The organism is Pelagimonas sp., assembly GCF_058892305.1.
The window spans coordinates 65,722-86,132 of sequence record NZ_JBZXVN010000042.1 but is presented as its reverse complement, the minus strand read 5'-3'; the positions used below and the strand labels follow the sequence as shown (position 1 = coordinate 86,132).

Here is a 20,411-nt window from a genome sequence, read left to right as displayed (position 1 = left end):
CCGCCCTGAGCCAAGAGCAACCAAGTTACGGCCACAGAGCTATCTGGTGTTCGGACAGCTTCAGATCACTGTCTGACCGAACGAACCTGATCGACGTCAACGCTGGATGGCTAACACGATTGTGTTTGATCCTTTCACCACTCAAAAACGGAAGGGAAGATTATTGTTTAAGACTGTCTTATTGTGCATCCCTTCGAAGCTGGTCGTCCCAAACGCGTTTGCTCAGGTCGCCGGTTCAGGCAATTGCCCTGCGGATTTCACAACTTATTCTACCCTGAATCAGAGGCTTTTTTCGAACGGCCGGTCAGTGGCTTAGGGATTTTCAAATGAACGTCGGTTACTCTGGGAATATCAGCTTGGCTCTTGTGGTCACTTTCGTATGTCTGATGGTCCTCAATAAGCGCAACAAACCCAAGCGCCTCCCAATTTTGGGAGCACTGGCTATCCTCATCGGGGTTGCCTACGGCAGCCAATTCATTTTGCCCCCCGTACAAGATGCGCTCCGCGAGGTTTTCTTTTTTCGGCGCATAACCGAAGGCGCGGTCTTCATTGGCCTGTTTTTCTCGTGCGCCGCCCTTTTCATTTTTGAGCGAAAAGACGCGTCGCGACGGGTGCCACTTTGGGCCGGTTTTGGCGTGGGTTTGGTGGCGATGTTTGGTTTGCCACCGCTTTTGGATACAATGACAGGCAAATATCAGGATGCCTCTCTGCGCGCAGATGTAAACGCCTGTACTGACGGTATGACTGGAAACTCAGGGCCGAGAGAGGTGGCCAATACATGTGACTTTCCTCTCGTCGTAGGACTGTGCTTGTCGAATGAGGCCAATCCGGAGACTTGTGCCCGGTCCGTAACGATTGCACCTGGTATGTCGGCTTCGATTGCAGCCACAGGCGAAGAGATTGTTTCGATGCCCGCCAACTTGAACGGGGCAACTATTGTCGCGTGTCGACCACCGCATCGGCCGTCTCGTACCAAGAAAGTTGGAGGCCGAGGATACCGGGGAGTTTGCTTGCCAGAAGGATGATCGTGTCGGAAACGTTCTTAGTACAATCAACCCGATGGGGCACGCGTGCTAACCTAAATCGGCTCTGGTCTCAGTTCTTTTTTGACAGTTTTCCAGAGGTTTGTGGCGCGGCGATACCCAAAAATATTGAGCGGTTTAGACTATTGGCTGCGATAGCAGACATTGCTGTTGCCAGAGGGAACCGCAGCATAGCATCGCCAACTTTGTCCTAAAAGCTGGGCTAGGGGGGGCTCTCAACAGCTCGCAATCAAAACACCACATTACCTGATGAGCGCAGAGGCTCTTGTGGTTGCTGTGCGAGGGGGGGCGATTGGGTTTCAATCCATACAAAAGAAAAACCGCAGACGCGAGCCTGCGGTTTTATCACTGTCCCGAAATCGGGGTGTCCGTCAAACTGACCGGGGCTTAACCCTGGCGAGCTTTAAACCGGCGCTGCGTCTTATTGATGACGTATACGCGGCCCTTGCGGCGCACAACGCGGCAGTCGCGGTGGCGCTTTTTGAGCGAACGGAGCGAGTTTGCGACCTTCATGATGGTCTCTCCTCTATCGCGGCGCGCGAGCGCCAGTGTTGCTGCAACCTTGTGGTCCGCTACGAACCAGAAGGCGGTGAATTCCATGGTGGGCGATACTGGGATCGAACCAGTGACCCCTTCGATGTCAACGAAGTGCTCTACCGCTGAGCTAATCGCCCCTATGGCCTTCGCGAATTTCGTTGCCCCGAAATAAAACGGGGCGCGGATCACCGCGCCGGTTCCGGGTCTATAAAAGGAGTCGGAACTGGGATCAAGGGCTTTTGATAGAGGTTTTTTTCAGGCTATGTTGTTTCCAAAGGAAGACGTGATGCCCAGTACTTCATATCACTTGCATTTACCCGACGCTTTTACCTCATGCGTTGTATTTGCCTCGCCCCATAGTGGCCGTGATTACCCGTGGTCGTTCCTGCGGGGCACGGTTTTGGACGATCATACCATCCGATCTTCCGAAGATGCCTTTGTAGATAGGCTTTTTGACTGTGTTCCCCAGTTTGGTGCGGCATTTTTGCGCGCCGGTGCCCCGCGGGCTTATGTTGATCTCAACCGCGCCTGTGACGAGCTTGATCCGGCCCTGATCGAAGGGGTGAGCAAGCGCAGCCATAATCCGCGCATTGCCTCCGGTCTTGGGGTTGTGCCGCGCGTTGTGTCCAATGGGCGTGCGATTTACCGCGGTAAACTCCCAATGTCCGAGGCCGAGCGCCGAATCACCCGGATCTGGCGCCCCTATCATGCCAAGCTCGCGGACCTGCTGTCGCAATCGCGCGCACAATTTGGCAGTTCGATCCTCATTGATTGCCATTCCATGCCCCACGAAGCGGTGCGCAACAGCAAAAGCAAGCCACCGGAGATTGTGATCGGCGATCGGTTCGGGGCCTCGGCTTCGTCTGACATCGTTGATCAGGTCGAGGCGGCTTTTGAGCGGACGGGGTTGCGGGTGGCGCGCAATGCGCCCTTTGCAGGGGCCTATATTGCCCAGCATTATGGCCGCCCGTCGCAGAACCAACATGCGATCCAGATTGAAATTGATCGCTCGGTCTACATGGATGAACGCGCGGTGCGCCCCAACAACAACTTTCACCAATTTCGCAAACTCTTGCGGGGCGTGGTGGCGGAATTGGCGGCGATCGGTCCGCGCGGCGCGGGTCGGATGGCGGCGGAGTAGCCCGCTAGCTCAACACCCGATCAAGCGCCTGATCCAAGGGGGCCGGGTCGGCAATCTGCAACCGCACCGGAACCACCAAAACCTTGGGGCGAAACTCAGGCGGCAATCGCACCGCGTCTTTTTCGGTGGTGACAAGCTGCGCGCCCAATAGTTTTGCCTCGGTTTCAAGCCGGGTCAGCAAGGCGGGCGAGAGCGGTTGGTGATCGGCCAAGGCTTCGGCGCGTTTTAAATCCGCCCCAAGGCTACGCAATGTCGCAAAGAATTTTTCCGGATGCCCGATCCCGGCAAAGGCCAGCGTCGGCAGATCGGTCCAATCCATCCCAGTTTGCAGCGGTTCAAGCTTGCCGGTCAGATGCGGTACGGTAAGGGCGGGCGCCCAAGTCTTGGCAAAGCGGGACTGGGCCGCATCCGGTCCAATCGACAAAACAAAGTCGGCGCGCGCCAATCCGGCGCTGATCGGTTCGCGCAAGGGGCCGGCAGGCAAACACCGCCCATTGGCAAAGCCAACAACGGCATCCACGGTAACCACGGTCAAACCCTTGGCCACGCTGGGGTTTTGTAGCCCGTCATCCAACACAATCACCTGCGCTCCGGCGTCTTGGGCGGCGCGGGCCCCGGCGGCGCGGTCTTTGGCCACCCATGTCCGGGTAAAGGCCGCGATCAAAAGCGGCTCATCGCCGGTTTGTTCGGCTGTGTGGTTGCGAGGGTCGACTTCGACCGGGCCGCTAAGCGATCCGCCATATCCGCGGGTCACCACATGCACCGAAAGCCCTCGGTCGATCAGCCGTTGGACCAAGGCAATGACGGTTGGGGTTTTGCCGGTGCCACCCGCGTTGATATTGCCGACGCATATCACCGGAATATCGGCCTGAAACTCAGGGGCTTGGGCCACACGACGGGCCGTGGCCCGCGCGGTCAGGGCCGCCAGAGGAGCGAGCAGCCGCGCCCGAAAGGCCGGGGCGTCGGGCGGTGTGAGCCAAAAACGGGGCGGGCGCATTACTGCTCTCCTATGTGATCAAGGTGAGCGCATATCTCAGACAGGACCGCATCGACAAGGGCCGCGCCAGAGGACACCAAATCCCAACCGGCATGGGCCATAACCGCCGCTTGATCCGGCGCAACCAAATGCGACACGGCCGCCGCCAGACTATCGGCATCACGCACAATCCGGGCTGCCCCCGCATCAACAAGCCGCGAATAGGCGTCCACATGCTTGCCGACATTGGGGCCATAGAGGATTGCAGCCCCCAAGGCTGCGGCCAAATACGGGTCTTGCCCGCCATGCCCATTGGCCAAGGACCCGCCCAGAAACACCAAAGGGGCAAGACGATACCAAAGGCCAAGCTCTTCGGGGCCTTCGGCTATCAAAACCTGTGTGTGTTCATCTGGGGTTTCGCCCTGATCCCACTGACAGACTCGCAATTGAAGGGCTTCGGCCTCGGTGATCATCCGCGGGGCGTCGCCTTCATTGGCGGGCACGAGAATGAGCAACAGCCGATGTGCAAGGCGGGATGAGATGCGGTGGGCGCGCAAAACATCGCTTGCCTCGTCCCCGTTTAGGTGAGCCGCGAGCCAGACGGGACGCCCCGACAATAGGCCAGCCAATTCTTCGTGCTGTTGGTCATCACAAGTGGGGGGCGGATCATTGTCGATCAACGGCCCCTTTTTGCGCAGCTGGGAACGGTCAATTCCCAATCGACGCAAGCGTCGGTTCGCGTCGGAGTTCACAGTGTAAAAACTATCAAACAGGGCCAAGGTGGCTGGGCTTGGGTCGGGCATCCAGCGCGGGGCAGGGGTTTGCCACAACCGATCCTGAGCATCGAGCGCAATGAGATGCGCATCGTGTTGTTCCAATGCGTCCAACAAAGCGGGCCTAAGCGTACGCCCGGCCCAAAGCACCACATCGGGCCTTAGCTGTTTGGCAAAGGCGTAACAGTCCGGAGCCGTCTCAGCAGGGAGCGAAACAGGTGCCAAATCGCCCCGCTCGGGCATCCGACCGGACACAAAAACCGTGATCTCAGGCCGAAGGCCACGCAAGCGTGCGCAAAGGCTTGCCAGCGCGCGGCCCTGTTCGTGGGTTTCGGCATAGGCCCAGATAACCGGACCGGAGGGGCGGTCGGGTAGGGGGGGGATCTCTGGGGGCGTGCCGCCGCGCGCATAGGCCAAATAGGCGGCAAGCGATAACGCGCGGCGCGACACAGGGCTTAACCCAGTTCCTCAGTGGAGGACGCAGATTGTTCTTCGTCCCGCAAGCGGTGCAGATGTGCAATGAAATAACGCATATGGGCATTGTCGACCGTGCGCTGAGCGGCGGCTTTCCAGGCGTTAAAGGCCGCCTCGTAATTCGGGAAAATGCCGACGATGTCGATCTCGTCGATGTTGCGGAAAACGGTGGTCGACGGGTCGGTCAATTCGCCGCCAAAAACAAGGTGGAGCCGTTGCATGGAAATCCTTCCGGGCTGTTGGGTCGGTTCCGGTTTCGGGCCGGAGTCTGTGCGGGTGTTCGCGGTTGCAGCAAGCCTAGAGGATGCACCGTCAGGGTCAAGCCGAAGGCGGGTGCGCCCTTATTCGGGTCGCCTCTAGGGGAATGTCCGATTCTGCCTTAAGGTCAGTAAATATTTGCGGGACGTATTTGCATGAGGACCTTTTGATGAGACTGCCTGTCTGGGCTTTGCCGGCGTTGCTGTGCGCCTGTGGCCATGTGGATCAAACCAAAGTTGTTCCCGGTGAGTTTGAGGGGCAGGCGGTGGTTGTCTGGGTCGGATCGGGGGCCAATAGCGGCTATGGCGACGGGAGTTTCATCTATGTGCCCATTCCGGGCGCCGAACTAAGCTTTGTCCGCAACCCCAAAGCCAACCCATCGCCGGGCACCGAAGTCATCACGCCCGAGGCGTTTTATACCGATGGCGGCTCGGTTCCACGCGGGGCGCAAAACCTTCCGGGGTTCAACGCATGGGCCTATGGTCCGGCCTATGTCATCCACGATTGGGCCTTTGTGGCGCGCAAATGCCTAAACGACGAAGGCAGCGTGCCGGACGATTTGATCACCGACGAAATGCGCAACATCCGCAACATGACCTTTGCCGAAAGCGCCTATTTGATGGCGGAAACCATTGAGACGCTGGCGTTGGAACATGGGTCTGATGATGTGTCCAAGCGGGTTGTGCCGTCTTTCACCGCCGGGGCGGTCACCCATGCGCTGTGGCAAAAGAAAGGGGTTTGTAAGGATCAACACCTTAGCCCCGAACACCGTGAGATTGTTGATCAGATTCAGGCCGAGCGCAGCACCATCGCCCCCGAGGCTTTGGTTTTGGCACCGCGCGGACGGGCCTTGCCAACGGTGGCCCCAAGCGTGGCGGCACCATTGCCCTATACGGTGATTAGCGTGATTGCGCCCGGCGGGTAGGCTTAGAAATCTAAACCCAAATCAAGGGTTCTGGCGGAATGGGTCAGCGCGCCAGATGAAATGTAGTCAACGCCGGTTGCAGCGATCGAAGCAATGCGATCAAGGGTGACATTGCCGCTCGCCTCGGTCGTCATGTGGCCACTGACCATGGCCACAGCTTCGCGCAACATATCGTTATCCATGTTGTCCAGCAACACAACCGACGCGCCGCCAACCTCAAGAACCTCGATCAGTTGCTCCAACGTGTCGACCTCGATCTCCACCGCCATCATGTGGCTGGCATGGGATTTGGTGGCCTCAAGAACCGCACGCACGCCCCCGGCGGCGGCAATGTGGTTGTCCTTGATCAGAATCGCATCCGAGAGCGAATAGCGGTGATTGAACCCACCGCCATGCAGCACCGCCAGTTTTTCAACCAAACGCAAACCGGGGGTGGTTTTGCGGGTACAGGTGATGCGGGCATCGGTGCCCGTGGCCCGTTCAACAAACCCGGCGGTTTTGGTGGCAATCCCGGTCAAACGCCCAGCAAAGTTCAACGCCACCCGTTCGCCCGAGAGGATTGAGGCGGCAGAGCCCTTGATTGTCATCAAGGTATCACCCTTGTTGCAAGACTGACCGTCGCCAATATGGGTGACGATCTGCAAATCCGGATCAACCAACCGAAAGGCAATTGCCGCCACTTGCATGCCAGACACAACACCGTCTTCGCGGGCGTTCAAACGGGCATCATAACGCGTGTCCGCCGGGATCACGGCGCGGGTGGTCACGTCGCCATAGCTGCCGAGATCTTCCATAAGGGCATTGCGGATCATCGGTTCTAGAACCAGATCGGGAACGGTGGCAAAGCTCATGTCATGTCCTTTGATACCTGCGCCCGAAGGGCGAGCGCCTGCGATAGATAAACCTGTGACCGTTGGCCCGGTCCCGGTTTTGGCTCGGGAAAATCGTCGCGCTCATGGGCTCCGCGGCTTTCTTCACGGGCAAGCGCACCGGCGGCGATCAAGGTGGCGGTGGCGCACATATTTAAGAACGACGGGCTGTTGCCATGGGCCTTTTCCAGCCTGTCAATGATGCAAAGCGCCTTGCGCAACCCGGTCGCGTTGCGCACCACGCCCACATGCGCGGTCATGGTCTCGCGCAATGTGGTGACGGCGGTGGGGTCGGGGGCGGTACCGTCGTTTTCAAAGGGGATTACAACCGGATCAGCCGGCGTTTGGGCCACCTCATCGGCAATCCCCTCGGCACAGATCCGGGCGTATACCAAAGCCTCGAGCAAGCCGTTTGAGGCCAGTCGGTTCGCGCCGTGCAACCCGGTTGATGACGCTTCGCCACAGACCCAAAGCCCGTCCAACGTCGCGCGGCCCTGCATGTCGGTGGCAATGCCGCCCATGTGGTAATGCGCGGCGGCGGCCACCGGGATCGGCTCAATCGCCGGGTCAATGCCATTGCGGGCGCAGGCCTCGGCCACGGCTGGAAATTGGTCTTTGATCGCTTCGCCAAGCACCTCGCGGGTGTCGAGCATCGGGCGATTGCCCATCTGGCTTTGGGCAAAAATTCCACGCGCCACAACATCGCGTGGGGCCAATTCGGCGTCCGGGTGCAGGGCTTGCATAAACCGCTCGCCGTTTTTGTTGATCAAAACCGCGCCTTCACCGCGCAGGGCTTCGGTCGCCAAGGGGGCCGGGTCTTCGCCGACATCCATCGCCGTAGGGTGGAATTGCACAAACTCCGCGTCCGAAATCAACGCCCCGGCGCGGGCCGCCATGCCAATCACCTGTCCACGAATGCGGGGCGGGTTGGTTGTCACCGCGAATAATCCGCCCGAGCCACCACCGGCAAGCAACACCGCCGCGCCACGAAGCATCACAGGTTTAGATCGCGCCGATGACGCGTCTTGAATGGCAACGCCGGTCACCCGGTCGCCGTCTGTTTCAAGATCCACGGCCATAGTGCCTTCGAGCACTTGGATAGACGGTGTTTTGCGGACCTGGTCGATCAGCGCGGCCATGATCTCGGCCCCGGCCTGATCGCCTTTGACCCGCACCACGCGGGCAAAACTATGCGCCGCCTCGCGCGATAGAACATAGCCGCCGTCCTTGGTGCGATCAAAGGGCGTGCCAAGGGTGGTGAGATCAAGAATGTAGTCGCGCGCCTCGCGGGTCACCAGATCGGCCACCAAAGGGTCAACCGTTCCGGCCCCGGCGTTCACTGTGTCGCGCGCATGGTTGTCGGGGCTGTCCGAGGCATCCATCGCCGCCGCCACGCCACCCTGCGCCCAGGCCGAGCTTGCGCCTTCGCCCAACGTCTCGGGCGAGATCATCACCACCGGGCGCGGGGCGAGTTTCAGCGCCGCATAAAGCGCGCCAAGCCCTGCGCCAATGATGACGATCCGGTCGGTCGAGATGGTTTTCATGACGTGCTTAAAGGCCCAGTTTGCGCGACAAATCAATCATGCGCTGAACGCTGAGCCGGGCTTTGTCGGCCACCTGAGCGTCGACTTCGACCTGATTTTCCATCGTGTGCAGCACCCAAAGCACCTTTTCCAAGGTGATTTTCTTCATATAGGGGCACATGTTGCACGGCCCGACAAAATCCACCTCGGGTAGCTCGTCGGCAATGTTTGACGCCATCGAACATTCGGTGATCAGCATGGCTTTTTCAGGCTTTTCATCATGCACGTATTTCAAAATACCGCTGGTCGAGCCGCTGAAATCGGCCTCGGCCACCACATCGGGCGGGCATTCAGGGTGCGCAATCAGGCGGGTGCCGGGGTTCCATTCGCGGAAATCCCGAAGGTCTTTGGCGGTGTATTGTTCGTGCACAATGCAAGAACCGGGCCAATACACCACGTTCTTAAAGCTCTCGTTCGCGACGTTCTGGGCCAGATATTGGTCCGGCGTCATGATGACCGTGTCGCTTTCCATCGCGTTGACGATCTGGACGGCGTTTGAGCTGGTACAGCAGATGTCAGAGGCGGCTTTGACCTCGGCTGTGGTGTTCACATAGGTCACCACCGGCGCGCCGGGATATTTGGCGCGCATCTCTTCGATGCCCTCGGCGGTGATGCTTTCGGCCAGAGAACAACCTGCCTGCATATCCGGCATCAGCACGGTTTTGGACGGGCTGAGGATTTTCGAGGTCTCGGCCATGAAATGCACACCGGCCTGCACAATCACATCGGCTTCGACGTCCTGGGCCTTCATTGCCAATTGCAGGCTGTCGCCGACAAAATCGGACACGCCGTGAAAGATTTCCGGCGTCATATAGTTGTGGCCCAAGATCACCGCATTGCGCTCTTTTTTGAGCGCATTGATGGCTTTGACATAGGGGGCATAGATGGCCCAGTCGGGGGGGGGCACAACCCGGTCCATACGTGCATAAATGTCCTGCATCGACGCCGCCAATTCGGGCGACGGAGTCAGGTCATAATGCTCTGAAAGGGTGGTGCGAACATGCGTAAGATCTAGCAACGGCTGGTCTCCGAGTGTTGGATTGCGCATCTGTTACAGAGTTATGACAGGAAATCCCACCCCCTGCGCCATGTCGCGGGGAAACTTGGTGCGATATGACGCAAAACCGTGAAAAACCCGCGTTTTTCAGACCAAACGGTCAAGAAATGCCGCGTGCAATGTGGGGTTTGCGCCCAAAACACCGTCGGTTTGCGGCACTGGATTGTTGAATTTCAACGCCGCGCCGCGCCGGTCTGTCACCCGTGCGCCCGCTTCGGACATGATAAGCGCCCCGGCGGCGATGTCCCATTCCCAGCTGGGTCGAAAGGTAAACATGGCGTCAAAACGCCCCTCGGCCACTAGGCTAAGCCGATAGGCCAAAGATGGGCGGTGGTGGCGGGTCAGATCGGGGATGCCGTTTGGCCAAAACCGTGCCTCAAGGCTTGGCTTGGTGGCCAAGACGTTTGACCCATCGGGGGCCTGCGTCTGGCTCACCCCAATCGGGGTGCTGTTGAGCCGCGCGCCTTGACCCAAAGAGGCACTATAGAGCCGCTCAAGCATCGGTAAATAGACCACCGCTGCGACGGGGATGCCATCCTCAACAATGGCCAGTGAATGCGACCATGTGCGTCCGCCTTCGATGAACGAGCGGGTGCCATCAATCGGATCAACAATGATCACCCGCTTTTTGGCCTGACGAGCGCTGTCATCGGGGCTTTCTTCCGAGAGCCAGCCGTAGTCGGGGCGCGCGTTGCGCAAACGATCCTCAAGCAAGCGGTTGACCGCCAAATCGGCATCGGTGACCGGCCCGGCATTGTCTTCTTTGTGCTGAATGTCCAACTCACCGCCGACAAAACTCTGGGCCAGTTCCCCGGCCTCGCGGGCGGTTTCGGTCAATAAGGTTAGGTCACTCGCCGGCAAGGGTCATTCCTTCGACCAAAAGCGATGGCACCACATAGGTAAGCCATGGGCGCGCGTCATTGGCCGGGATGAGTGACCCCAACATGTCGCGCAGGTTGCCCGCGATGGTCACGCCCGACACCGGATAGGCGGGTTCGCCATTCTCGATCCAAATGCCTGCGGCCCCGCGCGAATAATCCCCGGTGTTGGGGTTGATGGTTGACCCGATCATCGACGTCACCAAAAGGCCGGTGCCCATTTGCGCCATCAACTCGGCCTGTGTCGCGCTGCCTTGGGTCAATTCAAGGTTCCAAGACGCCGGTGAAACCCCACCCGACACGCTGCGCGCGGCATTCCCGGTTGAGCTCAGGCCAAGTTTGCGCGCATTGGCCAAATCAAGCGTCCAGCCGGTCAAGGTGCCATCGTCAACGATCTTGCGCACTCGGGTTGGCAGACCTTCGGCATCAAAGGGGCGCGACGCGGTTTTGCGGGGCCGGTGCGGGTTTTCGACAAGGTCGATCCCCTTGGGGAGCACCTGAGTCTCCGCATGTCCAAGCAACCATGACGATCCACGCGCAATGGCGCTGCCGTTGGCGGCCCCCATGAGGTGGCCAACCAAAGACGACGAAATCCGTTCGTCAAACAACACCGGATAGGCCCCGGTTTTGGGCTTTTGTGGGTTCATCCGTGCCAAGGCCCGCGTGGCGGCGGTTAGCCCGATCTCTTCGGGGCTGCGCAATTCCGATTGAAACACCCGGCCATCGCCGTCGTAGTCGCGTTCCATCGTAAGGCCTTCGCCCGCAATCGCGACACAGGACACCGACCGGGATGTGCGCCGATAGGCACCTGCAAACCCGTTTGACGCCGAGATCGCCACATCGGTTGACCCATAACCGGCAGAGGCCGATTGCACCTGCGTGATCCCCGCTTGTGCCGCGGCGGCGGCTTCGGCGCGCTGGGCGTCATCCTGAAGGGCCTCGGGGGCGGGTTCGGCGCTTGGATCGTGCAATTCTAGCGCCTCGGTGTCCCAATCCGTGATCAATTGCGACGGGTCGGCGATCCCGGCATGGGGGTCTTCGGGGGCTTCTTGGGCCATGGCAACGGCGCGTTCCGCCATGGTTTGTAGGGTTTCAGGCCGTGTATCCGAGGCCGAGACGATCGCGCTACGCTGGCCGACAAACACCCGCAATCCGATGTCTTGGCCTTCCGAACGCTCCGCCTGTTCCAGCTTGCCATCGCGCACGTCGATGCTGATCGAAGTGCCACTTAGGGCAATGGCATCGGCGCTATCTGCGCCGGCTTTCTTGGCGGCACCCAGCAAAGCCTGAGTGAGGTCGAGAGGGGAGGCGGGCATCTGGTGATCCTCGTTCAAAAAGGGGCTGTTTGTTAATTGGTGGCGGGTACCGACACGCCGACAATCGGCCCCATCCGTCGCCCGGTATCGGACCGGCCAAGCTGGGGCGCATAGAGGCGCGAGACATTGCCATCCAGAAACAGCGCATTGGGTGTTTTGAGTTTGTCGCGGAAAAGCTCTGCGAATTCGTAAAAAGTGACGGCATTGTCCGAAATGACAAAAACCGCGCGTGTGCCCTTGTCCGCCGTGCCAACCCCGTTGCGGATATAGCGCGAGGTGCTGGTTTTCAAAAACCTTGGATGTATCTCGCCGTCAATGACCAACATCGGCCCCGATTGCGTGGCGTGTTGGCAGCCCGGTTTGCGGGTAAGATAGGCGCGGGTTTCGATCACATCGGCGCGCCCCGAACGCAGGCACAAAATCCCGTTCGGCAAGAGACCAAAGTTGCCCGGACTAGCCCCGGACAACACCCGCATCTCTTGGTCGCCGTTTTCAAGGTAGTGGCCAACCGGGCTGCGATCTTCGTGATACATGCCTGCGTTCATCGCAAAGACCAATTGCCGCCCCAGCCCGCGCAGCTTGAGTTGGACGTTTTCAAACGACCCAAGCGGGTTGCCGTCATTGTCGTTCAAAAACAGCCGTAAGGATTCGGTGTCGGGTGACACGGTGCACACCGTGTAGCGGTTGCCCTGATGCTCCATGCGTTCGCACTCCACCGCCGCCGCCGACGTGGCAGAGGTTAGGGCAAGCGCAAGGCCCGCAAGGAAGGAACGCAAGGCGACCATGTTATTTATCCAGATCGCGGCGGACGTCTTCGTTTTCGAACAGACGCCGGGTTTCATCCATCTGATCAAAGGTATCGTCGAGACGAAAGCGCAGCTCGGGCGCGAATTTCAAGCTAAGGCCATGGGTGACGGCACGACGCAGCTCGCCTTTGTTGCGGCGTAGGATGGCGTTCATCTCATCGCCACCTTTGCCGCCAAGCGGGACCACGTAAACCGTTGCAACACGCAGGTCAGGGGACACGCGGACATCCCCAACGGTCAGGTTGAGCCTGTTGAGGTCGGGATCATGGATTTCCCCGCGCAGCAGGGTTTCGGAGAGTTTACGCCGGATCAGTTCCGCAACGCGCAGTTGGCGTTGACGGGGGCCGGTTTGTTCTTTGGATCTGTTTTTTGCCATGTGGTCAGACTTAAGCCCATCGGCCCCCTTTGCCAAGCGGGCCAAGGCAGGTATGCAGGCGAATAACAGCGAATGGAGAAAATACGATGACGCAAGCCCCGGGCGTAGTGGTGACAGGCGTATCTGGCCGGATGGGCCAGATGTTGGTGCGTGAAATTCTGGCGCATGACAAATTGCGGCTGGCAGGCGCGCTTGAGCGCAAGGGGCATGACTGGGTTGGTCGTGACCTTGGCACGGCGATGGGCGGTGCGGAATTGGGCATCGCGGTAAGCGATGATGCGCTAGACACCTTTGCCAAAGCGCAGGCGGTGATTGATTTTACCGCACCCGCGGCAACGGTTGAATTTGCAGCATTGGCGGCACAGGCGCGGGCGGTGCATGTGATCGGCACCACCGGATTGTCTGAGGAGGATCTGAAAAAGATCCATGTGGCGGGGCGTCATGCGGTGATTGTGCGCGCGGGCAATATGAGCCTTGGGGTCAATCTATTGACGCAAGTGACCAAGCAGGTCGCTGCGGCCTTGGACGTCGATTGGGACATTGAAATTGTCGAAGCCCATCACAATCGCAAGGTTGATGCGCCCTCTGGCACGGCCTTGATGCTGGGCGTGGCGGCGGCCGAAGGGCGCGGCGTTGATCTTGACGCGGTGTCGGACCGTGGGCGCGATGGTATAACCGGGGCACGCAAACAGGGTGATATCGGGTTTCACGCCATTCGTGGCGGCGACGTGATTGGCGAACATGAAGTGATTTTTGCCACTGGGGGCGAACGCATCACCCTCAAACACATGGCGTCTGATCGCTCGCTCTTTGCGCGCGGGGCGTTAAAAGCCGCGCTTTGGGGGCAAGACAAAGCGCCGGGCGAATATGATATGCTGGATGTGCTTGGCCTCAAGGGCTGACACAGCTCCTGCGCTCCGAAAGAAGCACAGCCCACCCGCCCACCCCTGCGCTTCGTTCAGAGCGCAGGAGCTGTGGGTGGCGTTGCGATCAAAAGTCGATCGCTCAAAAATCGATCGCTCAAAAATCTATCGCAATGCCCTTTTTTTCCCAATCACCATAGCGGGCCGGGTCAAGCCCATCACGCCCCCCCAATTCCTTGGGGGTGGCGTTTTCCTTGGCCTCTTGCTTGGCACGCCGCTCGGCGGCTTCGGCAAGTGCGCGTTGCGCGGCGGGTGGGAGATCATGCGGGAGATCATTGGGCGTATCGGACATGGTGCTTTCCTCGGCTTTGTGGCCTTGATATACGGCGCTTCAGCGCAGGGGCAAGGTGACCCTGCCGCGCAGCCACTTAGGAATGCCCATGCCGCAACAGCCCAGCCCAGCCCGCAAAGCCGCCGTCGATCTTTTGGATCAGGTTTTGGACGACGGGCGGCCGTTGTCCGAAAATATCGCGATTATGGAAAGGTTGAGCCCGGCCGATCGCGCCGCCGCGCAACGTTTGGCCACCGAGGTCATGCGCGGGATGGAGCGGGCGGATCGTTTGCTGCAACACCATCTGCGCAAGAAACCAACAACCCGCGTGATGAACATCCTGCGCCTTGGCACCTATGAGCTATGTCACGGTGGCGCGGCCCATGGCGTGGTGAGCGATTGCGTCAATGTCGCCGCCGTCGGCCAGCACACCCAAGGGGCCAAGGGATTGGTCAATGCGGTCTTGCGCAAAATGACCGTCGATGGCGAAGAGGCTTGGAACAAATTGCGGGTGCCGCGCTTGCCCAAGTGGCTTCGAGGGCCATTGGTTGAAGCTTGGGGAAGCGAAACCGTTACCGCGATGGAGGCCGCGCATTTCAAAGGGGCGCCGTTAGATTTGACCGCCAAAGGCGATGCCGAGGCGCTCGCCAAACAAGTGGATGGCACATTGTTGCCCACCGGATCGGTGCGTTTGCATGAGGTTGGGCAGGTTTCGGCGTTGCCCGGATATGAGACCGGCGATTGGTGGGTGCAGGATGCCGCCGCTGCGCTTCCGGCGAAACTTTTGGGTGATGTGGCGGGTAAAAGCGTGTTGGATATGTGCGCCGCGCCGGGTGGGAAAACCATGCAACTGGCCGCTGCCGGGGCGGATGTCACCGCGCTCGACCTCTCGGCGCAACGTTTGAAACGGGTGCGCGAGAACCTCAAACGCACCGATCTGAGTGCCGATATGGTGCCCGGCGACGCGCTTGACCACGAGGGCAGCTATGACGCGATTTTGCTCGACGCGCCCTGTTCGGCGACTGGCACAATCCGGCGTCACCCTGATTTGCCGCACTCCCATGTCGGAGAGCGAATCGCCGAACTGATCGGCTTGCAAGAAGCGATGCTTGATCACGCGTGGTCCTTGCTCAAACCCGGCGGTCGGCTGGTTTTTGCCACCTGTAGCCTGATCCCGGACGAGGGCGAGTGCCAGATCGAAGAGGCGCTAAGCCGACACGACGACATGAGCGTTCTGAAACCTGAGATCGACGGGATCGAAGAGAGCTGGTTGTCCGAAGAAGGCGGTTTGCGTCTACGTCCCGATTTTTGGCCTGAAATTGGCGGTCTCGACGGCTTCTACATGGCGCTTTTGCAAAAGAAATAAGCCGCATCGGCCGCCGTCGCGTGGTCATGTCATTGCGCTGATGACTTTGCCAATAGGCTGCGATATGCTGGCTCTCAAAGAATGGCCCGAAAACGGGTGGCCCTAATATAGGGTGACGAGAGGCAGTGCAGATGGCCAAACGGCAAAGTTGGCGAACCGCGCGGGCGCGCGTGATGAACCGTGTGCATGCGCGCATGGCGGGTCGAACGCGTGCGGCGACCGCCTTTGTGTCCAATCCTGAACCTAGAACCGTTGGCTTTTTCGCCCGTGGCCGCCAGATGATGGCCGGAAATTTGATGTTTGCGGGGCATCTGATCGAGGCCAAGGATCAGATGATTTGGGACATAGCACCGCCCGATCATGCGTTTTCCGATGAAATTCAGGGCTTTGCTTGGCTTGATGATTTGGCCGCGGTTGGCGATCTTAAGGCGCGGGAACTGGCGCAATCTTGGCTTTGGGGCTGGATCGAACACTATGGCACCGGGCAGGGGCCGGGCTGGACCCCGGAACTCACCGGGCGGCGGTTGATCCGATGGGTGCACCATGCCTTGTTCTTGCTGCGCGGCAAATCCGTTGATTCCGAAAGTTATTTTCACGCCTTGGCCGTACAAGCGCGGTTTTTGGGGCGTCGTTGGCACACCGCCACCCCCGGTTTGCCGCGATTTGAGGCGCTGACCGGGCTTTTGTACGCGGGTCTGTCGCTTGAGGGGATGGAGCATCATGTCGAACCGGCGCGGGTGGCGCTGGGCGAAGAATGCACCCGACAAATTGACGATCAAGGCGGTATCCCAACACGTAACCCCGAGGAATTGCTCGAGGTTTTCACCCTGTTGACCTGGGCGCAATTGGCGCTTGATGAGGCGGGCAAACACCCGACGGAGGCCCATCTTGAGGCCATCGCCCAAATTGCCCCAACCCTGCGCACCCTGCGCCATGCCGATGGCGGTTTGGCCCGGTTTCATGGGGGGGGCAGGGGGCTTGAAGGCCGTCTCGATCAGGCCTTGGCCGCGTCTGGGAACAAGAAACGCCAAGCCGAAGGTTTGGCCATGGGGTTTGCGCGCCTGTCTGGCGGGCGCACCTCGGTGATCATCGACGCCGCGCCACCGCCATCGGGAAGCGCCTCGGCCCATGGTCATGCCTCAACCCTCGCGTTTGAGCTAACTTCCGGGCGTCGGCCGATGATCGTCAGCTGTGGCTCTGGTGGGGGATTTGGCGAAGATTGGCGGCGCGCCGGGCGCGCAACACTGTCGCATTCCACCCTGTCGTTGCAGGGATACTCCAGCGCCCGTTTGGCGGCTCCGCGTTGGATTGGGGCGGCCAAGCGCGAGTTGCTCGAAGATTTGCCAAACCATGTGCCGGTCCAAATGACCCACCTGCCGGAAAGCTATCGGTTTGAAGGCGGCATGGATGGCTATGTTGCTATTCACGGGCTTACCCACGCCCGCAGTCTTGAGCTGACCTTGGACGGGCGGACGCTCAAGGGAGAAGATTACCTTGTTGCACTTGATTCGCCCTCCAAGAAGCGGTTCGACAAATCCATGGACCAATCGCGCCTTGCCGGTGTTCCTTTTGACGTGCGTTTCCATTTACACCCCGAGGTCGACGTGGCCCTCGATTTGAACGGTCAAGCGGTGTCTATGGCGCTAAGGTCCGGTGAAATATGGGTTTTTCGACCCGAAGGTGACTATGATCTTGAATTGGAGCCGTCGGTTTACCTTGAAAAAGGTCGCTTACAGCCGCGCGCGACGAAACAGATCGTTTTATCCGGCCGCGCAATGGAGTATGCGACGCGCGTCCGCTGGTCTTTTGCCAAGGCGCAGGAAACTGCCGTTGCCCTTCGCGACCTTGCGATTGATGAGGCGGACATCGAGACATAATAGCTCTGGGGACCGCCTGAATGACCGATCAACCCATCCGCCGCGCGCTGATTTCTGTATCTGACAAGACCGGTCTTATCGACCTGGCCAAAGCCTTGGATGCGCGCGGGGTCGAGATTTTGTCGACCGGCGGCTCTGCCAAAGCGATGCGTGACGCGGGTGTTGCCGTCAAAGACGTGGCCGACATCACCGGCTTTCCCGAAATGATGGATGGCCGGGTGAAAACCCTGCATCCGATGGTGCATGGCGGTTTGCTGGCCCTGCGTGACAACGACACCCATGTTGCCGCGATGGAGGAACATGGCATTGGTGCGATCGACCTTTTGGTTGTCAATCTCTACCCGTTCGAAGAGACCGTCGCAAAAGGCGCGGAATGGGACGAGTGCATTGAAAACATTGACATCGGTGGCCCGGCGATGATCCGCGCGGCCTCGAAAAACCACGCCTTTGTGTCGGTGGTTGTTGATGTCGAAGACTATGACACGCTGCTTGGCGATATGGATCAGCATAACGGCGCGACTTGCCCGAAGTTCCGCCGCAAGCTGTCGCAAAAGGCCTATGCCCGCACCGCCGCCTATGATGCCGCAGTCAGCAACTGGATGGCCGATGCCATTGATCTGGATGCGCCGTATCGCCGTGCCAAAGCTGGCACCTTGGCCCAGACATTGCGCTATGGCGAGAACCCGCACCAAAAGGCCGCGTTTTACACCGATGGCACCAATCGCCCCGGCGTCGCCACCGCGGCTCAGCATCAGGGCAAAGAGCTGTCATATAACAACATCAACGACACCGATGCGGCGTTTGAACTGGTGGCGGAATTTGACCCGGCTGACACCGCCGCCTGTGCGATCATCAAACACGCCAACCCCTGCGGCGTGGCCCGTGGCACAACCTTGACCGAAGCCTATAAGGCGGCGTTCAACTGCGACAGCACCTCGGCCTTTGGCGGCATTGTTGCGTTGAACCAAACACTTGACGCCGACACCGCTCGCGAAATCACCGGCATCTTTACCGAAGTGGTCATCGCGCCGGATGCCACGGATGAGGCCAAAGAGGTCTTTGCCGCCAAGAAAAACCTGCGTTTGCTGACAACTGGTGGCCTGCCAGATGTGCGCGCCGGTGGCCAAACCCTGCGCCAAGTCGCGGGTGGTTTTCTGATGCAGGACAAGGATGTTGGCTTTATCGGTCTTGATGACCTCAAGGTTGTGACCAAAGTCGCGCCGACGGATGAGCAGATGCAAGACCTGCTCTTTGCTTGGAAAGTCGCCAAGCATGTGAAATCCAACGCGATTGTCTATGTCAAAGACGGGGCCACCGTGGGTGTTGGCGCCGGTCAGATGAGCCGCGTCGACAGCGCCTTGATCGCCGCCAAAAAGGCCGAGCGTATGGCCGAGACTTTGGGATTGCCTGAGCCGCTGACCAAGGGCTCGGCTGTGGCATCGGATGCGTTCTTTCCCTTCCCAGACGGATTGATGGAAGCCGCCGCCGCCGGGGCGACTTGTGTGATCCAGCCGGGTGGCTCGATGCGTGACAACGAAGTCATCGCCGCCGCCGATGAGGCCGGTCTTGCGATGGTCTTCACCGGAATTCGCCACTTCCGTCACTAAAGCCAAAGGGGGCAAGAGCTTGAATTCATTGAAACTTGTTCTTGCCCTTTTGATCCTGATCTGGCCCGCATCCCTGCGGGCCGATTCCGCGACCCCTCCTAGGGCTGAGGCCTTGTTGCATGAGCTGCTCGAAACCGGCCCTCGGTCCGAGATGTTCACGTCTGCCTTTCTTGATGCCATCCCCTTGACCCAAGTCCAAGACATCAGCCGCGAGATGCGCGCTGATATTGGGCCACTGACCCATGTTCATGTGGATGGGGATCGGTTTGAGATTGAAACCGCCTCCCATGTTGTGACCGGTTTGATTGGCTTGGATGGCATGGGGCGGATCGAAGGCCTTCGTATTCTTGGGTCAATGCCACGGGTCGCCACCCTTGAAGAAGCATTGCAAGGCTTTGCGAATCTCGGCACCGATGTCGCATGGCTTGTGCTGAAAAACGGCGAGGTTCTGGCCGAGCGCCGCGCCGATCAACCGCTTGCTGTCGGGTCCGCCTTCAAAATCGCCGTTCTCAAGGTTCTGAGCGAAGATATTGCCAAGGGTGTGCTGCGCTGGGACGACGTGGTCCCCCTTGATAACACCTTGAAATCCCTGCCAAGCGGTATGCTACAGGACTATCCTGATGGCGCGCCGATCACGGTGCAAACCTTGGCGTCCTTGATGATCTCGATCAGCGATAACACCGCCACTGATCATCTCATGCATCTGCTTGGCCGCCCCCGGATCGCTGCTGCTTTGGGGATGGATTTTGCGCCAAGCACGCGCGAATTCTTTGCCCTGAAGTTCGACGGCGATGCGCGCCAAACCTATTTGGACCAACCCGCCAATCGTGCCGAAATCGCCGCCCAAGCCGCTCAAACGCTCCAAAAATCCGCCAGCTTGCCCGCCTATCAGCCGGGGGTGGAGTGGTATGTCGGATTGGATCGGCTTTGCGCCCTGTTGATCGAAACCGCCGATTTGCCGCCCTATCGGATTAGCTCCGGCCCGGCGTCAGACAAGGACTGGCAGCAAATCGCCTATAAAGGCGGGTCGGAAATTGGCGTTCTCAACATGACAACGGTTGTGCAAGATCGTCACGGCACCCCCCTTTGCGCCGCCGTGACCCTCAATAATGGCACCGCCCTTGACGAAAAGACGGCTTTTTCCAACTATCGCGCCTTGCTCAACCTGTTGAGAACCGAACCAGAATAATATTTTGGGGGACGTCTCTACGACTTTTTCCCTCCCGTCGGAGCTTTGCCTTCGATCGCGCTTGAGTTAAATCGAGCCAACTAGATTTTCATCATCGGCCAAATTGAGCGCAAAGGTATAGGGTAGGTCACTTAGTGATCCACTCCTTGGACCGGGGCTGATAAAC

Annotated in this window: 19 protein-coding genes and 1 tRNA gene; 7 read left to right on the top strand and 13 right to left on the bottom strand. The window is 59.3% G+C overall.

Going from position 1 to position 20,411, the window contains the following annotated elements:
- Positions 1–1,430 precede the first annotated feature (1,430 nt).
- Together ykgO and AC5EFR_RS17035 are read right to left on the bottom strand one after the other, a co-directional pair.
- Positions 1,431–1,643: a type B 50S ribosomal protein L36 gene (gene ykgO / locus AC5EFR_RS17040; RefSeq protein ID WP_366944220.1), complete on the bottom strand. Its 213-nt coding sequence runs from the start codon at positions 1,641–1,643 to the stop codon at positions 1,431–1,433.
- Positions 1,643–1,717: transfer RNA gene (locus AC5EFR_RS17035), tRNA-Val, on the bottom strand. Before AC5EFR_RS17035 ends, ykgO begins: the two co-directional genes overlap by 1 nt.
- Before the next feature lie 149 nt (positions 1,718–1,866).
- Between AC5EFR_RS17035 and AC5EFR_RS17030 the strand changes: the two genes are divergently transcribed.
- Complete coding sequence (locus AC5EFR_RS17030; RefSeq protein WP_493576963.1) at positions 1,867–2,721, top strand: N-formylglutamate amidohydrolase; 855 nt, start codon at positions 1,867–1,869, stop codon at positions 2,719–2,721.
- 4 nt (positions 2,722–2,725) lie between these two features.
- On the opposite strand, the gene lpxK is transcribed toward AC5EFR_RS17030, so the two are convergent.
- The 3 genes from lpxK to AC5EFR_RS17015 are packed head-to-tail and all read right to left on the bottom strand — an operon-like array spanning position 2,726 to position 5,165.
- The gene (gene lpxK, locus AC5EFR_RS17025; RefSeq protein WP_493576962.1) at positions 2,726–3,718 is read right to left on the bottom strand and encodes a tetraacyldisaccharide 4'-kinase; all 993 of its coding nucleotides are present in this window, start codon (positions 3,716–3,718) and stop codon (positions 2,726–2,728) included.
- Complete coding sequence (locus AC5EFR_RS17020; protein WP_493576961.1) at positions 3,718–4,920, bottom strand: 3-deoxy-D-manno-octulosonic acid transferase; 1,203 nt, start codon at positions 4,918–4,920, stop codon at positions 3,718–3,720. Before AC5EFR_RS17020 ends, lpxK begins: the two co-directional genes overlap by 1 nt.
- 5 nt (positions 4,921–4,925) lie before the next feature.
- Positions 4,926–5,165 (bottom strand): DUF4170 domain-containing protein, encoded by a 240-nt coding sequence (locus AC5EFR_RS17015; RefSeq protein ID WP_099243209.1) that lies wholly within the window; start codon positions 5,163–5,165, stop codon positions 4,926–4,928.
- Between the two features lie 206 nt (positions 5,166–5,371).
- Between AC5EFR_RS17015 and AC5EFR_RS17010 the strand changes: the two genes are divergently transcribed.
- Positions 5,372–6,127: a hypothetical protein gene (locus AC5EFR_RS17010; protein WP_493576960.1), complete on the top strand. Its 756-nt coding sequence runs from the start codon at positions 5,372–5,374 to the stop codon at positions 6,125–6,127.
- A 2-nt stretch (positions 6,128–6,129) separates the two neighbouring features.
- Here AC5EFR_RS17010 and nadC read toward each other — a convergent pair whose 3' ends face one another.
- The 7 genes from nadC to rbfA form a co-directional block, all read right to left on the bottom strand.
- Positions 6,130–6,978, bottom strand: a complete 849-nt coding sequence (nadC, locus tag AC5EFR_RS17005; RefSeq protein ID WP_493576959.1) for a carboxylating nicotinate-nucleotide diphosphorylase — start codon at positions 6,976–6,978, stop codon at positions 6,130–6,132.
- Positions 6,975–8,540 (bottom strand): L-aspartate oxidase, encoded by a 1,566-nt coding sequence (locus AC5EFR_RS17000; RefSeq protein ID WP_493576958.1) that lies wholly within the window; start codon positions 8,538–8,540, stop codon positions 6,975–6,977. Before AC5EFR_RS17000 ends, nadC begins: the two co-directional genes overlap by 4 nt.
- A gap of 7 nt (positions 8,541–8,547) precedes the next feature.
- Positions 8,548–9,627, bottom strand: a complete 1,080-nt coding sequence (gene nadA, locus AC5EFR_RS16995) for a quinolinate synthase NadA (RefSeq protein ID WP_493576957.1) — start codon at positions 9,625–9,627, stop codon at positions 8,548–8,550.
- Between the two features lie 96 nt (positions 9,628–9,723).
- Entirely contained in the window at positions 9,724–10,497 is a 774-nt protein-coding gene (locus tag AC5EFR_RS16990; RefSeq protein WP_493576956.1) for a 3'(2'),5'-bisphosphate nucleotidase CysQ, read from the bottom strand.
- Entirely contained in the window at positions 10,484–11,830 is a 1,347-nt protein-coding gene (locus AC5EFR_RS16985) for a TldD/PmbA family protein (RefSeq protein WP_493576955.1), read from the bottom strand. Before AC5EFR_RS16985 ends, AC5EFR_RS16990 begins: the two co-directional genes overlap by 14 nt.
- Before the next feature lie 32 nt (positions 11,831–11,862).
- On the bottom strand, positions 11,863–12,615 hold the full coding sequence (locus AC5EFR_RS16980; RefSeq protein WP_493576954.1) for a phosphodiester glycosidase family protein: 753 nt from the start codon (positions 12,613–12,615) through the stop codon (positions 11,863–11,865).
- Between the two features lies 1 nt (position 12,616).
- Positions 12,617–13,012 carry a 30S ribosome-binding factor RbfA gene (rbfA, locus tag AC5EFR_RS16975; RefSeq protein WP_299921217.1) on the bottom strand — a complete coding sequence of 132 codons (396 nt, stop codon included), beginning with the start codon at positions 13,010–13,012 and terminating at the stop codon, positions 12,617–12,619.
- An 86-nt stretch (positions 13,013–13,098) separates the two neighbouring features.
- Between rbfA and dapB the strand changes: the two genes are divergently transcribed.
- Positions 13,099–13,914: a 4-hydroxy-tetrahydrodipicolinate reductase gene (gene dapB / locus AC5EFR_RS16970; RefSeq protein ID WP_493576953.1), complete on the top strand. Its 816-nt coding sequence runs from the start codon at positions 13,099–13,101 to the stop codon at positions 13,912–13,914.
- A gap of 118 nt (positions 13,915–14,032) precedes the next feature.
- Here dapB and AC5EFR_RS16965 read toward each other — a convergent pair whose 3' ends face one another.
- On the bottom strand, positions 14,033–14,227 hold the full coding sequence (locus tag AC5EFR_RS16965; RefSeq protein WP_493576952.1) for a DUF1674 domain-containing protein: 195 nt from the start codon (positions 14,225–14,227) through the stop codon (positions 14,033–14,035).
- Between the two features lie 88 nt (positions 14,228–14,315).
- Between AC5EFR_RS16965 and AC5EFR_RS16960 the strand changes: the two genes are divergently transcribed.
- From AC5EFR_RS16960 to AC5EFR_RS16945, 4 genes are all read left to right on the top strand, one after another.
- Positions 14,316–15,572 carry an RsmB/NOP family class I SAM-dependent RNA methyltransferase gene (locus AC5EFR_RS16960; RefSeq protein ID WP_493576951.1) on the top strand — a complete coding sequence of 419 codons (1,257 nt, stop codon included), beginning with the start codon at positions 14,316–14,318 and terminating at the stop codon, positions 15,570–15,572.
- A 131-nt stretch (positions 15,573–15,703) separates the two neighbouring features.
- Entirely contained in the window at positions 15,704–17,449 is a 1,746-nt protein-coding gene (locus AC5EFR_RS16955) for a heparinase II/III family protein (RefSeq protein WP_493576950.1), read from the top strand.
- 20 nt (positions 17,450–17,469) lie between these two features.
- The gene (purH, locus tag AC5EFR_RS16950; RefSeq protein WP_493576949.1) at positions 17,470–19,056 is read left to right on the top strand and encodes a bifunctional phosphoribosylaminoimidazolecarboxamide formyltransferase/IMP cyclohydrolase; all 1,587 of its coding nucleotides are present in this window, start codon (positions 17,470–17,472) and stop codon (positions 19,054–19,056) included.
- A 19-nt stretch (positions 19,057–19,075) separates the two neighbouring features.
- Positions 19,076–20,245, top strand: coding sequence for a serine hydrolase (locus tag AC5EFR_RS16945; protein ID WP_493576948.1), 1,170 nt, complete (start codon positions 19,076–19,078; stop codon positions 20,243–20,245).
- The last annotated feature ends 166 nt before the right edge of the window (positions 20,246–20,411 follow it).